Raw genomic sequence first — 13,140 nt, 5'->3', positions numbered from 1 at the left:
CGGAGCAGCGAGATGAAGCCATTGATCAAGGTCCGCATGGACGCCGCAGGCACCCCCGACGCCATGCGCCTGGAGCCGGTCGAGGTGCAGGCGCCCGGCCCCGGCCAGGTCTGGCTGGAGCAGACCGCCATCGGCGTGAATCCGCTGGACGTGAGCCAGCGCAAGGGCGCTGTCGCCATCGCCTTTCCCTCGGGCCTGGGGCTGGAGGGCGCGGGGCGGGTGGCCGCCGTGGGCGAGGGCGTGACGAATGTGGCCGTGGGCGAGCGCGTGGGCTACGCCACGGGGCCGCTGGGCGCCTATGCCAGCGCCCGCCTGTATCCGGCCGAGCGCCTGGTGAAGCTGCCCGATGCGCTGCCTGACGACGCGGCGGCGGCCGTGCTGTTCAAGGGCATCACGGCGCAGTACCTGCTCAAGACCACCCATGCCGTGGGCCCCGGCAGCCGCATCGTGATCTATGGCGCCGCCGGTGCGCTGGGCCAGCTGATGTGCGCCTGGGCCAGGCACCTGGGCGCCCTGGTGATGGGCGTGGTGTCCAAGGCCGCCAGCGTGGAGCGCGCGCGGGCGGCCGGCTGCGACGAGGTCTTCGTGTTCGATGCGGCCACGCTGCCGGGCCAGGTGCTGCAGGCCACCCGGGGCCTGAAGGCCGACGTGGTCTACGACCCCATCGGTCGCACGACGCTGGGCGCCTCGCTGGACTGCCTGCGCCCGCGCGGCCTGCTGGTGTCCTTCGGGGCGACCTCCGGCCTGCCCGATCCCATCTCGGTGGCCACGCTCAATGCCAAGGGCTCGCTGTTCCTCACGCGCCCTTCGCTGGCCGCGCACACGGCCACGGCGGCCGAGTACCAGGAGCGCGCACGGGACGTGCTGGCCGCCGTGGCGGCCGGCATCATCGTGCCAGGTGTCTGGCGCCGGTATGCGCTGGCGGAGGTGGCGCAGGCGCATGGCGATCTGGAGCAGGGACGCTCCCAAGGTGCGATCATCCTGACCCCATGAACCTTCTGGACAGCCAGCACGCCGATGAACTGGCGGCCCTGGTGGCGCTGCATGAACAAGGCTCCTTCGCTGCGGCGGGGCGGGCCTTGCTGCGCCATCCGTCCGTGCTGTCCAAACGCCTGAACGCGCTGGAGGCCCGGCTGGGCGTGCGGCTGGTGGAGCGCAGCACACGCCATCTGCACCTGACCGACGAGGGCCTGCGCCTGGTGGACAAGGTGCGCCAGGCGGCCGGCCTGATTGCCGATGCCCAGAAGGAGGCCGCCCAGGGCGCCTCGCAGGCGCGGGGCCGGCTGCGGCTGTCGCTGCCGGGCGCCATGGGGCGGCGCTGGCTCAGCCCGCTGCTGGCGGAGTTTGCGCTGGCGCATCCGCAGATCGTGCTGGAGGTGGAGTACGCGGACCGCTTCGTGGACATCGTGGGCGAACGCTTCGACGCGGCGGTGCGCATAGGCCGGCTGGCGGACAGCCGGCTGGTGGCGCTGCGGCTGGGCGGGCACCAGCGCATCCTGGGCGCCGCGCCCGCCTATCTGCAGGCCCACGGCACGCCGGTGCACCCCGAGGACCTGGCGGCGCACCGCTGCCTGGGCTTCACGGGGCTGCAATCGTTTCCGCAATGGGAGCTGGTGCACGGTGGCGCATCGGGCGATGTGCCGCAGGGCCAGGCCCGGCACACCGTGCTGGTGCGCGGCCCCATGGTCAGCAATGACAGCGAGGCCCTGCTCACGGCCGCCGTCATGGGCGTGGGCATTCTGGCGGGCGGCGACTGGCTGATGAGCGAGCACATGGCCGCAGGCCGGCTGGTGCGGGTGCTGCCGCAATGGCGCCTGGATGGCGCCTCGGGCATCTACTTCGTGCGGCCCTCGGCGGCGTTCAGCAGCGCGGCCATGACGGCGCTGCGCGACTGCCTGGTGCGGTGGTTTGCCACGCGCAGCCCCTGGCGCACGGGGCATGACACACTGGCGCCGCCCCCATCCCTGCCTCCGCCTTTTTCCGCATCCGCTCCATGACCCAAAAAACCTCGCCGCCCGCCTTGGCGGCCGCCTTGCTTCCCTGGCTGTTCGTGCTGCTGTGGAGCACGGGCTTCATCGGCGCCAAGTTCGGCCTGCCCTATGTGGAGCCGCTGACCTTTCTGACGCTGCGCTATGCCATCGTCCTGGTGCTGATGGCGGCGGTGGCCCTGGTGCTGCGCGCGCCCTGGCCACGGTCGGCGCGCCAGTGGCTGCACATTGGCGTGTCAGGGCTTTTCGTGCATGGCGTGTACCTGGCCGGCGTGTTCACGGCCATCGCCCATGGCCTGCCTTCGGGCGTGACGGCCCTGGTGGTGGGGCTGCAGCCGCTGATCACGGCGCTGGTGGCCGGCACGTTGCTGGGCGAGTCCGTGCGGCCCCGGCAGTGGGCCGGGCTGGCGCTGGGCTTCACGGGCGTGGCCCTGGTGGTGGCGGGCAAGATCGCCTCGGTGCCGGTCCATGCCCTGCTGGCCATGCTGGTGCCGGCCGTGGTGGCGCTGGCCGGCATCACGGCCGGCACGCTGTACCAGAAGCGGTTCTGCCCCTCGTTTGATCTGCGTACGGGCTCGGTGATCCAGTACCTGCCCTGCCTGGTGGCGACGGGGGCGCTGGCCCTGGCCACGGAAACCATGCAGGTGCGCTGGAGCGGCGAATTCCTGTTCGCGCTGGGCTGGCTGGTGCTGGTGCTGTCCGTGGGCGCGGTCAGCCTGCTCAACCTGCTGATACGCCGCGGCGGCACCGTGCACGTGGCCAGCCTGTTCTACCTGACGCCGCCGGCCACGGCCCTGATCGCCTGGGCCATGTTCGGCGAGACGCTGGGCGGCCTGGCGCTGGCGGGCATGGCCTTGACCGCGGGCGGCGTGTGGCTGGCGCGCCAGGGGCGCTAGCTCCTGCGTCATGCCGATCCGGGGCATGCGCAAAGGCCCGATACTCCGGCACTGTCAGCCCACGAATACCGGATTTCCGCACCATGCCCATCAATGAACTGCGTGCCATCGCCACCTTTGCCAAGGCGGTCGAGCTGGGCAGCCTGCGCCAGGCGGCGCTGTCCCAGGGCGTGAGCCCCCAGGCCGCCAGCCAGGCCGTGGCCCATCTGGAGCAGCACCTGGGCGTGCGCCTGCTGCACCGGACCACGCGCAGCCTGGCGCTGACCGAGGAGGGCCAGCGTTTCCTGCAGGACACCCAGCCGGCGCTGGCCGCGCTGGACCGCGCACTGAACCTGGCACGCGACAGCCGCGAGGGCATTGCGGGGCCGTTGCGCATCGTGGGCCCCAAGTCCTGCTTTGCGCCCGTGCTGATGCCGCTGCTCGATGAGTTCTGCCGCCTGCACCCGGGCATCGTCCCCGATGTGCGGCTGGACGACGGCATAGGCAACTGGGTGCTGGACCGTGTCGATGCGGGGTTTCGCATCGGCGCCTCGCCCGATGAAAGCGTGATCGGGCGGCGGCTGTTTCCCGTGCAGCTCATCGTCTGCGCGGCGCCGCAGTACCTGCAGCGCCATGGCGTGCCCCGGTCGCTGGACGAACTGGCTGCTCACCGCTGCAGCATGTTCCGCCATGCGGCCACGGACACGGTGATGCCCTGGTACCTGCCGGTCGATGGCGAGCTCACGCACCGCTACCTGCAGCCGGCCCTGTCCACCAACGATGCCGAGCTGGAGCTGCATGCCGTGCTGGCCGGCCAGGTGCTGGGCCAGCTGTCCAACATCTGCGCGGCCGCGCATATCCGCGCGGGGCGCCTGGTGCCCGTGCTGCTGGCGCATGTCAGCGAGCACATCGGCCTGCATGTCTACTACGGCAGCCGCGACGCGCTGCCCCGGCGCGTGCGTGCCTTCATCGACCTGGCCGTGCAGCGGCTGCAGGACTGCCCGGACTATCTGCTGTCCGCAGAGGAGCTGGCGACGGCAGCCGCAGCGGGAGCCGCTGCCGCCGTCGCCGGCCGCTGACCGTGCTCAGGCCAGATCGAACGGCAGCTTGCGCACGGGCTTGCCCGTGAGCTGCGCCACGGCGTTGGCGAAGGCCGGGGCCAGCGGCGGCAGGCCGGGCTCGCCCATGCCCGTGGGCGGCTCGGCGCTGGGCACGACGTGGACGGCGATCTCGGGCATGTCGGTGATGCGCGGCACGGCGAAGTCGCCGAAGTTGCTCTGCTCCACCACGCCGTCCTTGAGCGTGATCGCCGCGCCGGGCAGGCACATGGACAGGCCCATCAGCGCCGCGCCCTGCACCTGCGCCTCGATGGTGCGCGGGTTCACGGCCAGGTTGCAGTGCACGCCGGCCGTGGCCTTGTGCAGCACCGGGCGGCCGTCCTTGACCGAGGCCTCCACCACATAGGCCACCACCGTGTCGAAGGACTCGTGCACGGCCACGCCCCAGGCGCGGCCCGCGCGCAGCTGGCGCTTGCCGTAGCCGCTCTTGTCCACGGCCAGCTGCAGGGCCAGGCGATGGCGCGGGTGCTTGTCGCCGAACATCTGCATGCGGTAGGCCACGGGGTCCTGGCGGCTGCTGCGCGCGATCTCGTCGATCAGCGTTTCCATGACGAAGGCCGTGTGGGTCGATCCCACGCTGCGCCACCACAGCACGGGCACGTTGACCTTGGGGTGGTGCACGGTCAGGCGCATGGGCAGCGGATAGGGCTCGCGCATGCCCTCCACGGCCGTGGCGTCGATGCCGTTCTTGATCATGCCGCCCTCGAACATGGTGCCCGCCGTGATGGACTGGCCCACGATGGCGTGGTCCCAGGCCAGCACCTTGCCGCGTTCGTCGAAGCCGATCCTGGCGCGGTGCAGGTGCATGGGGCGGTAGTAGCCGCCCTTGATGTCGTCCTCGCGGCTCCAGACCATGCGCACGGGGGCGCTCAGGCCGGCGCGGCGCGCGGCCAGCGCCACCTGGCAGGCCTCGACCACATAGTCGCTGGTGCCCACGCCCCGGCGGCCAAAGCCGCCGCCGGCCATCTGCACGTGCACGCGCACCTGCTCGGGCTTGAGGCCCAGCACGCGCGCGGCGGCCATGCCGTCCACGCCCGCGAACTGCGTGCCCAGGTAGAGGTCGGCTCCCGCCTCGCCGGTCTCTCCCATCTGCACCGTGCAGTTGAGCGGCTCCATGGGCGCATGGGCCAGGTAGGGGAAGCTGAACTCGGCCTCGATATGGCGCGGCGCCTTGTCCAGCGCCGAGATATCGGCGTCGAAGTGGCGCGCGCCGGGCTGCGCGGCCAGTTCGCGGTACTGGGCCAGCTGGCGTTCGCTGTCCACCTTCTCCACGGCGTCGGTGTTCCATTGCGCCTTGAGCGCCTCGCGGCCCTTGCGCGCTGGCCAGTAGCCGGCGGCGATCACGGCCACGCCTTCGCCGCCACCGTCCACGGGCACGCGCAGCACGGCCTTGACGCCCGGCACGGCACGCGCCGCAGCGTCGTCCAGCGAGGCCAGCTGTGCCTTGAACACGGGCGGGTGTGCAATCACCGCCGTCAGCTGGCCCGGCAGGTGCATGTCGATGCCGAAGCTCTGCTGGCCGCTGCTCTTGGCCCGGGCGTCGATGCGGCCCGTGGGCTTGCCGATCAGGCGGAAATCCTTGGGATTCTTCAGCACGACGGTGGCCGGCACGGGCTGGGCCATGGCGGCCTGGGCCAGCTCGCCATACGACAGCTTCTTGCCATTGGGGCCGAGCACGAAGCCCTCGCGCGTGCGCAGCGTGGCGGCGTCCACCTTCCACTGCGCGGCGGCGGCGGCCACCAGCATGGCGCGCGCACGGGCGCCCAGCTCGCGGTACTGGGTGTAGCTGTGCTTGAGGGCGGTGGAGCCGCCCGTCATCTGGATGCCGTAGCGCGGATCGGCGTAGGCTGCATCGTTGCCGCCCAGGCGGGCGCGGACCTTGCTCCAGTCGGCGTCCAGCTCCTCGGCCAGCACCAGGGGCAGGGCGGTGTGCACGCCCTGGCCGAATTCCAGGCGGTTGATGGCCACGGTGACTTCGCCGCTGGGCGAGATCTCCACGAAGGAGGCGGGCTGCTCGGTGGGCTTGAGGCCGGCGGCCTCACCCTTGCCCGGCGCCTGCGCCATGGCGGGAAACACGCCCAGGGCCAGCGAACCGGCACCGGCGATCTTGAGGAAGCTGCGGCGGGGGATCTGTGCAAGGGCCGGCGCGTCGGCGATGGCAGCAGTGGCCTCGTCACGGTCCAGGATGTGCTGCAGGGCGCGCGGCAGTTCGGCGGGGTTGAAGGTGGTCAGCATGCGGCGTTCTCCATTCAGCCCAGGGTGCGCGCGGCATCGGCCACGGCCGTGCGGATGCGCGCATAGGTTCCACAGCGGCAGATGTTGCCGGCCATGGCCGCGTCTATCTCCTCGCCGCTGGGCTTCTTGCCCTTGGGCAGGGACTTGAGGAAGGCCGTGGCGCTCATGATCTGCCCGCTCTGGCAGTAGCCGCACTGGGCCACGTCGTGGCGCACCCAGGCATCGCGCACGGCGGTGCCCACGCGGTCGGAGCCCGAGGTCATGGCCTCGATGGTGGTGATCTTCTGGCCCGCAGCCGCCGAGATCGGCGTCACGCAGGAACGTATGGCCTGGCCGTTCAGGTGCACCGTGCAGGCGCCGCACAGCGCCGCGCCGCAGCCGAACTTGGTGCCGGTCATCTCCAGCGTGTCGCGCAGGGCCCACAGAATGGGCGTCTCGGGGTCCAGGTCCATGGAAACGGTCTTGCCGTTGATGGTGAGATCGGTCATCGCAGTCTCTCCTTGTTGTGGGTCAGTCAGGCAGGGGTGGGGTCCCCGCGGTAGTGTCGTGCGCAGCTGCGGCCCATGGAAGCCGGGCGCCGTCGAGGCGCGAATATAGAAAGAGGCCTTGCTTGCAACTAGTCCTGATTTGATTGATGCATTGGCAAGTGCAAGTTGCGAATGGGGTGAAGCGGTTGAGTCTCTGGAGTACTTGGTACTGACGATGTATATACTTTGTTGGTATCTTCGCAGGAGTCAATCATGCCCAAGGAAGCTGTTTTCACCATGAAACTGGAAGCCGAGCTGCGCAAAGACTTCATGGCCGAAGCCGCAGGCGAGGACCGGCCCGCATCCCAGGTCATGCGGGAGTTGATGCGCGACTACATTGAGCAGCGCCGCAAGGCCCGTGAATATGACGGCTATCTGCAGCGCAAGGTCGAGGAGGGACGCGCCTCCATGCGCGCTGGACTTGGCCGCTCGAATGAGGAAGTCGAGGCCGAGTTCGCTGCCCGGCGCAGTCAGGTTGCGGCAGACCGTGCGTGAAAGTCATCTGGACGCCGCAGGCGCAGCAGGATCGCGCCGATATCTGGGACTACATCGCAGCTGACAATCCTCGCGCAGCCTTGCGCATGGACCTGCTTTTCAGCGACGCAGCCGCCCGGTTGGCCGCGTATCCCAAGATGGGCAAAGCGGGCAGGATTGCCGGCACGCGCGAGCTGATCCCCCATGAAAGCTATCGCCTTGTCTATGAGATCGATGGCACGACGATCTGGTTGCTGGCCCTGGTGCACACCGCGCGCCAGTGGCCGCCGCTGGAGGATTGACGAGGCGGTACAAGGTCTTGGCTGTTGAACGTATGATTTGAGAATAATTCTCATTCATAGATGTGCAACGTGTTCCAGTGGAATTCCAGATTCGACAACCAGCTGTGCCTGGCGGCCGGCTGCCGCATGACGCAGGAGCCTGTGGAGGTCCGCGCGCCGGTGTTCCAGGGCCTGCAGATCATCGTGGCCCTCAACAGCAAGGTGCAGGCCGGGGTCAACGGCCGTCTGATGGAGGTGTCCGATGCCGGGGTCTACCTGGTGCTGGCCACGGGCCTGCATGAGGGACTGGACCGCTATGAATCCCACAGCCTTCAGCGCTATGTGCGCATAGGCTTCGATGCCGAGGCGGCGGAGCGTCAGGGCTTCGGGCTGGATCTCATTGCGCGCAGCGGCCACCACTGCTTCAACGACAACGATCTGCTGGTATTGCGCCAGGGGCTGTCGGCCACGGCGCGTGCGCTGGCCACACAGATTCTGGTCTGCCCCTATCAGGGGCCCATGCGTGATCTGTTCCTCAATGCCAAGAGCCTGGAACTGTCGGCTGCCGTGCTCCAGCAGTGCCTGCCGGCGGCGGGCGCGCAGGGGGCTGGCGCCGCGCTGTCGCGCGCCGATGTGGAGCGGCTTTGGCATGCGCGCGAGGTGGCCACGGCACATTTCCAGGATCCGCTATCGCTGGCCGAGCTGGCGCGCGCGGTGGGCATCAACGAGCGCAAGCTCACGGCCGGCTTTCGCCAGCTGTTCGGCATGAGCGTGTTCGAGCACCTGCAGCAGCACAGGCTGGAGCAGGCCTACGGCCTGCTCACTTCGGGCGGCTGCTCGGTCACGCAGGTGGCGCTGGAGGTGGGCTACAGCATTGCGCATTTCTCGACGGCCTTTCGCAGGCGCTTCGGCATCGCGCCCAGCGAGCTGCTGCGCTGAGCCGACGCTCTTCGCCGTTGCCGGCTGGCGAAAGCCAAACTCCGGCCAGCGAAAGCGGCGAGCCTGCCTCTTGCCTACAGTCGAATGCAATTGATTTTCATTTGCTTCGAGAGGGTTGAATGTCGCAGCCAGATTCTGCGGACCGGGATGCCGGCCCGCCCCGTTTCTCCATCACATCGATCGCGCTGGCCATCTGCGTCCTGGGCCAGTGCGCCCTGGCCCGGGCGGCCGAGGACAAGCTGCCCGAGGTGCAGGTCACGGGCCAGGCGGTCAAGGACCGGCCCACCGAGCTGACGGGTGGCTACGCGGCCCCGGGCGTCTCGGTGGGAACCAAGCTGCCTGCCACGCTCAGGGAGACGCCGCATTCGGTATCCGTCATCACGCGCCAGCAGATCGAGGACCAGAACCTGCACACGCTGGACGAGATCATGGCGCAGACCCCCGGCGTGACGGTGGACCTGTCGGGCACGGGCGTCATTCCGGCCTTCTATGCGCGCGGCTATCCCATCGAGTACTTCCAGTACGACGGCCTTCCCGTGCAGACAGGCGGCGCTTCCTGGAGCCAGCCTGACATGGTGATGTTCGACCATGTGGAGACGCTGCGCGGCGCTGCGGGCCTGTTCAATGGCGCGGGCCAGCCCGGCGGCGTGATCAATCTGGTGCGCAAGCGCCCCACGGGCGACCGGCGCTTCACGGGCTCGCTGGGCCTGGGCTCCTGGAATGCGGCCCGTGCCGAGATCGACTACAGCACCCCGCTGAACGCCGATGGGTCGGTGCGTGCCCGCCTGGCGGCCGCGCACGACCAGCGCGACTCCCATGTGCGCTATGCCAGCAGCCGGCGCGATTCGCTGTACGGCATCGTCGAGGCCGACCTGGGATCGGCCACCACCGTCTCCTTGGGCGCCGGCCACCAGAGGCGCGACTGGGTGCCGCCCATGATGGGCGTGCCGCGCTACGCCGACGGCGGCGACCTGGGGCTGGCACGCAGCACCTTCCTGAGCACGCCCTGGACGCACTGGGACTTCGAGACCACCCAGGTCTTCGCCGACCTCAGCCATTCCATCAATGCCGACTGGCAGCTCAAGCTGGCGGCGGTCTCCGACCGCGAGTCCAGCGCGCTCAAGTACGCCTATGTCTCGGGCGCGGTGGACCGCGCCACGGGCCTGGGTCCCCGCCTGATGGGCGGCGCCAATGACTACGACAACGAACAGCTGTCGCTGGACGCCATGCTCAGCGGGGCCTGGCAGGCCTGGGGCCGGCGCCACGAGGTGGTGCTGGGCGCCAACTGGTACGACCGCGACGCGCGCTCGCAAGGCGGCAGCTTCCCGGGCTTTGGCGGCATTCCCGTCAATGTGTTCGACTTCGACCCGGCCGCCTACGCCGATCCGGGCGCCGTGCAGTGGACATCGGACTCGCGATCGCGCACGCGCCAGTACGGCATCTATGGCGCCGCGCGGCTGAAGCTGGCCGATCCGCTGACCCTGCTGCTGGGCGGTCGCTGGAGCTGGTGGCGCACCGACTCCGTCAACCAGCGCACGGGCGCGCAGACGGCCGACTACCGGCAGGACGGCCGCTTCACGCCCTATGCAGGCCTGGTCTTCGATCTGGACTCCCGCTGGTCGCTCTACACCAGCTATGCCGACATCTTCCGCGTGCAGAGCAACTACCGGGGCGAGGATGGCGGCGGACTGCCGCCCGTGGTCGGCGCCAACTACGAGGCCGGCATCAAGGGCTCGCTCGACGATGGCCGGCTGCAGGTGGCGCTGGCGGCCTTCCGCATCGTGGAGAGCAACCGCGCCGTGGCCGTGTCGCCCGTCATCGTGGACAGCTGCTGCTACGCCGCGCAGGGCAAGGTGCAGAGCCAGGGCTTCGACGCCGAGCTGGCGGGACAGATCGCCCCGGGCTGGCAGGCCATGGCCGGCTACACCTACAACACCAGCGAATACAAGCGCGACCCCAGCTATCAGGGCCAGTCCTTCAGGACCTTCAGTCCCCGGCATCTGCTGCGGCTGTGGACCACATACCGGCTGCCGGGCGCGCTCAACGCCTGGGATGTGGGCGGCGGCATCAACGTCCAGAGCGGCACCTACAGCGAGGGCGGCAAGCCCCTGGTTCGAGCCACCCAGGGCGGCTACGCCAAGGCCAGCCTGCGCGTGGGCTACCGCATCAGCCCGCAGTGGAGTGCGGCGCTGAACGTCAGCAATCTGTTCGACCGCAGCTACTACACGCGCCTGGGCAGCGGCGGATTCGGGCCGGCCAACTTCGGCAATGTCTATGGCGAGCCGCGCAATGTGCAGGTGAGTTTGCGCGGCCGGTTTTGACCCCCTGAGCCGCTTTGCGGCATCCCCCTGAGGGGGACGGCAGCCTTGCTGCTGGGCGTTGCGGCCGGCTCAGGCCCTTGCTTGCTGTCCCTGGCTTTGGGGCGCGCCGGTTGCATTGGGTATGCCGGTAACGACTGAGAGAAGAAAACAGATGCAAATACGGACAGGAATGCGGCGCGGGTTGCGCGCTGCGGTGGCGGCGCTGGCGCTTTGGAGCGGGCTGGCCCAGGCCTTGACCGTGACGGACATGACGGGGCGCAGCGTGCAGGTGCCGGACCGCGTGCAGCGCGTGCTGCTGGGCGAGGGACGCATGGTCTACACCATGGCCCTGCTGGAAGGCCGGCAGGCGGTGGAGCGCGTGGCGGGTTGGCAGGGGGATTTCCGCCTGCTCGATACCCAGGGCTATGCGGCTTTCTCCAAGGCCTTTCCTGCCATGGAGAAACTGCCGCTGGTAGGCGGCGCCACGCCCGAAAGTTTCAACGTGGAACAGGCCCTGGCCGTGCGTCCCGACGTGGCCTTCATGGCCGTCTCGGGTGGTCACGGGCCCGCGCCCGACAGCCAGGCCGTGCGCCAGCTGCAGGCGGCGGGCGTGCCCGTGGTCTTTGTGGATTTCAGCCAGCATCCGCTGACCCATACCGTGCCCAGCCTGCGCCTGATGGGCCAGGTGCTGGGCCGCCAGCAGCGCGCCGAGGACTTCATCGCCTTCTACGAGCAGCGCATCGAGCGCGTGCGCCAGCGCGTCGCGGCGGCGCGCAGGAAGGACGGATTCCAGCGGCCCGCCATCTTCATCGACATGCTGGCCGGCCTGCGCGACTGCTGTGGCTCGCCGGGCAAGGGCAATTTCGGGGAAATGGTGGAGCTGGCCGGTGGCGACAACATCGGCGCCGGCCGCATTCCCGGTCCCATCGGTACGCTGAACCTCGAATATGTGCTGTCGCGCGATCCTGCCGTCTATGTGGCCACGGGCGTCTTCGCCAGCGGCCAGGGCGGCGTGACGCTGGGCTACCAGGCCACGCCTGCCCAGGCGCAGGCCAGCCTGGCGACGGTGGCGCAGCGTGCCCAAACGCGCGAGCTGTCCGCCGTCCGAAAGGGGCGCGTGCACGGCCTGTGGCACATCTTCTACGACTCGCCCGAGCATGTGATTGCCGTCGAGGCGCTGGCCAAGTGGCTGCATCCCGAACTCTTTGCCGACATCGACCCGCTGCGCACGCGGCGTGAGCTGTACGAGCGCTTCATGCCGATTCCGATGACCGGCGTGCTGCTGACCGACCTGCCTTCCGGGGCCGGCCGATGAGCGCGGCCATGGAGGCCAGTGCCGTGGCGGCAGAGACGGGCGCTGCAGCGGCCGGTGCCGCGCAGCGCTACCGCCGCCGCCATGCCCGCCACGGGCTGGTGCTGGCGCTGCTGGCCCTGGCGCTGCTGGCCAGCCTGGCACTGGACGTGGCCACCGGCCCGTCGGGCATGGGGCTGGCACGGCTGTGGCAGGTGCTGGGCGATCCGGGCAGCGTGTCGCGCGTGGAGGCCGTCATCGTCTGGAACGTGCGCCTGCCCTATGCGCTGATGGCCGTGCTGGTGGGTGCGGCGCTGGCGCTGGCTGGCGCGGAAATGCAGACCGTGCTGGCCAATGCGCTGGCCAGCCCGTTCACGCTGGGCGTGTCGGCGGCCGCCGCCTTTGGCGCGGCCCTGGCCATCGTGCTGGGACTGGGCGTGCCGGGCGTGCCGGCGCAGTACGTGGTGTCTCTCAACGCCTTCCTCTTCGCGCTGCTGTCGGTGGGCCTGCTGTACGGGCTGGCCATGTGGCGCGGATTTGGCGTGCAAAGCCTGGTGCTGTTCGGCATCGCCCTGGTGTTCAGCTTCAACGCCCTGGTGGCACTGCTGCAGTTCGTGGCCGACCAGAACACCTTGCAGCAGCTGGTCTTCTGGACCCTGGGCAGCCTGGCACGCGCCTCCTGGGACCGGATTGCCGTCATGGCCGCCGTGCTGGCGCTGTGCCTGCCCTGGTCCTGGAGCCAGAGCTGGTCGCTGACCGCGCTCACGCTGGGCGAGGACCGCGCGCGCAGCCTGGGCGTGCCGGTCACGGCGCTGAGAGGCTGGGCGCTGCTGCGCATCAGCCTGCTGTCGGGCGTGGCCGTCTCCTTCGTGGGCACCATAGGATTCGTGGGGCTGATCGCACCGCACATCGCGCGCATGCTGGTGGGCGACGACCACCGCGTGCTGCTGCCGGCCTCGGCGCTGGCGGGGGCACTGATCCTGTCCATGGCCTCGGTGGCCAGCAAGACGCTGATCGAGGGCGTGCTGGTGCCCGTGGGCATCGTGACCTCGCTGGTGGGCATTCCCTTTTTCATGGCCATCGTTGCCCGCACGGGCCGGCAGGAGCGCTGA

The 13,140-nt window shown here is 69.7% G+C and carries 12 protein-coding genes; 10 read left to right on the top strand and 2 right to left on the bottom strand.

The window, feature by feature from the left end:
• Positions 1–12: 12 nt before the first annotated feature.
• The 4 genes from A9976_RS14050 (at position 13) to A9976_RS14035 (ending at position 3,942) form a co-directional block, all read left to right on the top strand.
• A complete protein-coding gene (locus tag A9976_RS14050; RefSeq protein WP_183019515.1) occupies positions 13–993 on the top strand; it encodes a quinone oxidoreductase in 981 nt (326 codons plus the stop codon).
• Entirely contained in the window at positions 990–1,997 is a 1,008-nt protein-coding gene (locus tag A9976_RS14045; RefSeq protein ID WP_183019514.1) for a LysR family transcriptional regulator, read from the top strand. The genes A9976_RS14050 and A9976_RS14045 overlap by 4 nt, the downstream gene beginning before the upstream one ends.
• On the top strand, positions 1,994–2,884 hold the full coding sequence (locus A9976_RS14040; protein ID WP_183019513.1) for a DMT family transporter: 891 nt from the start codon (positions 1,994–1,996) through the stop codon (positions 2,882–2,884). The genes A9976_RS14045 and A9976_RS14040 overlap by 4 nt, the downstream gene beginning before the upstream one ends.
• Before the next feature lie 83 nt (positions 2,885–2,967).
• Positions 2,968–3,942: a LysR family transcriptional regulator gene (locus A9976_RS14035; RefSeq protein ID WP_183019512.1), complete on the top strand. Its 975-nt coding sequence runs from the start codon at positions 2,968–2,970 to the stop codon at positions 3,940–3,942.
• A 6-nt stretch (positions 3,943–3,948) separates the two neighbouring features.
• On the opposite strand, the gene A9976_RS14030 is transcribed toward A9976_RS14035, so the two are convergent.
• Positions 3,949–6,216: a xanthine dehydrogenase family protein molybdopterin-binding subunit gene (locus A9976_RS14030; RefSeq protein WP_183019511.1), complete on the bottom strand. Its 2,268-nt coding sequence runs from the start codon at positions 6,214–6,216 to the stop codon at positions 3,949–3,951.
• Positions 6,217–6,230: 14 nt separating this feature from the next.
• On the bottom strand, positions 6,231–6,704 hold the full coding sequence (locus A9976_RS14025) for a (2Fe-2S)-binding protein (protein WP_183019510.1): 474 nt from the start codon (positions 6,702–6,704) through the stop codon (positions 6,231–6,233).
• Between the two features lie 252 nt (positions 6,705–6,956).
• Here A9976_RS14025 and A9976_RS14020 point away from each other — a divergent pair, with 252 nt between their 5' ends.
• From A9976_RS14020 to A9976_RS13995, 6 genes are all read left to right on the top strand, one after another.
• Positions 6,957–7,238, top strand: coding sequence for a CopG family ribbon-helix-helix protein (locus A9976_RS14020; protein ID WP_183019509.1), 282 nt, complete (start codon positions 6,957–6,959; stop codon positions 7,236–7,238).
• Positions 7,235–7,519: a type II toxin-antitoxin system RelE/ParE family toxin gene (locus A9976_RS14015; RefSeq protein ID WP_183019508.1), complete on the top strand. Its 285-nt coding sequence runs from the start codon at positions 7,235–7,237 to the stop codon at positions 7,517–7,519. The genes A9976_RS14020 and A9976_RS14015 overlap by 4 nt, the downstream gene beginning before the upstream one ends.
• Positions 7,520–7,588: 69 nt before the next feature.
• Positions 7,589–8,437 carry an AraC family transcriptional regulator gene (locus A9976_RS31745; protein ID WP_183019507.1) on the top strand — a complete coding sequence of 283 codons (849 nt, stop codon included), beginning with the start codon at positions 7,589–7,591 and terminating at the stop codon, positions 8,435–8,437.
• Between the two features lie 119 nt (positions 8,438–8,556).
• On the top strand, positions 8,557–10,758 hold the full coding sequence (locus A9976_RS14005; protein ID WP_183019506.1) for a TonB-dependent siderophore receptor: 2,202 nt from the start codon (positions 8,557–8,559) through the stop codon (positions 10,756–10,758).
• A 151-nt stretch (positions 10,759–10,909) separates the two neighbouring features.
• Entirely contained in the window at positions 10,910–12,052 is a 1,143-nt protein-coding gene (locus A9976_RS14000; protein ID WP_183019505.1) for an ABC transporter substrate-binding protein, read from the top strand.
• Positions 12,049–13,140: an iron ABC transporter permease gene (locus A9976_RS13995; protein WP_081816194.1), complete on the top strand. Its 1,092-nt coding sequence runs from the start codon at positions 12,049–12,051 to the stop codon at positions 13,138–13,140. Before A9976_RS14000 ends, A9976_RS13995 begins: the two co-directional genes overlap by 4 nt.

The organism is Delftia sp. UME58 (genome assembly GCF_014170385.1).
In the GTDB taxonomy this organism is placed as follows: Bacteria; Pseudomonadota; Gammaproteobacteria; order Burkholderiales; family Burkholderiaceae_C; genus Comamonas; species Comamonas acidovorans.
Note: the sequence above shows the minus strand (reverse complement) of the source record. Positions and strands in the feature narration are given on the sequence as shown.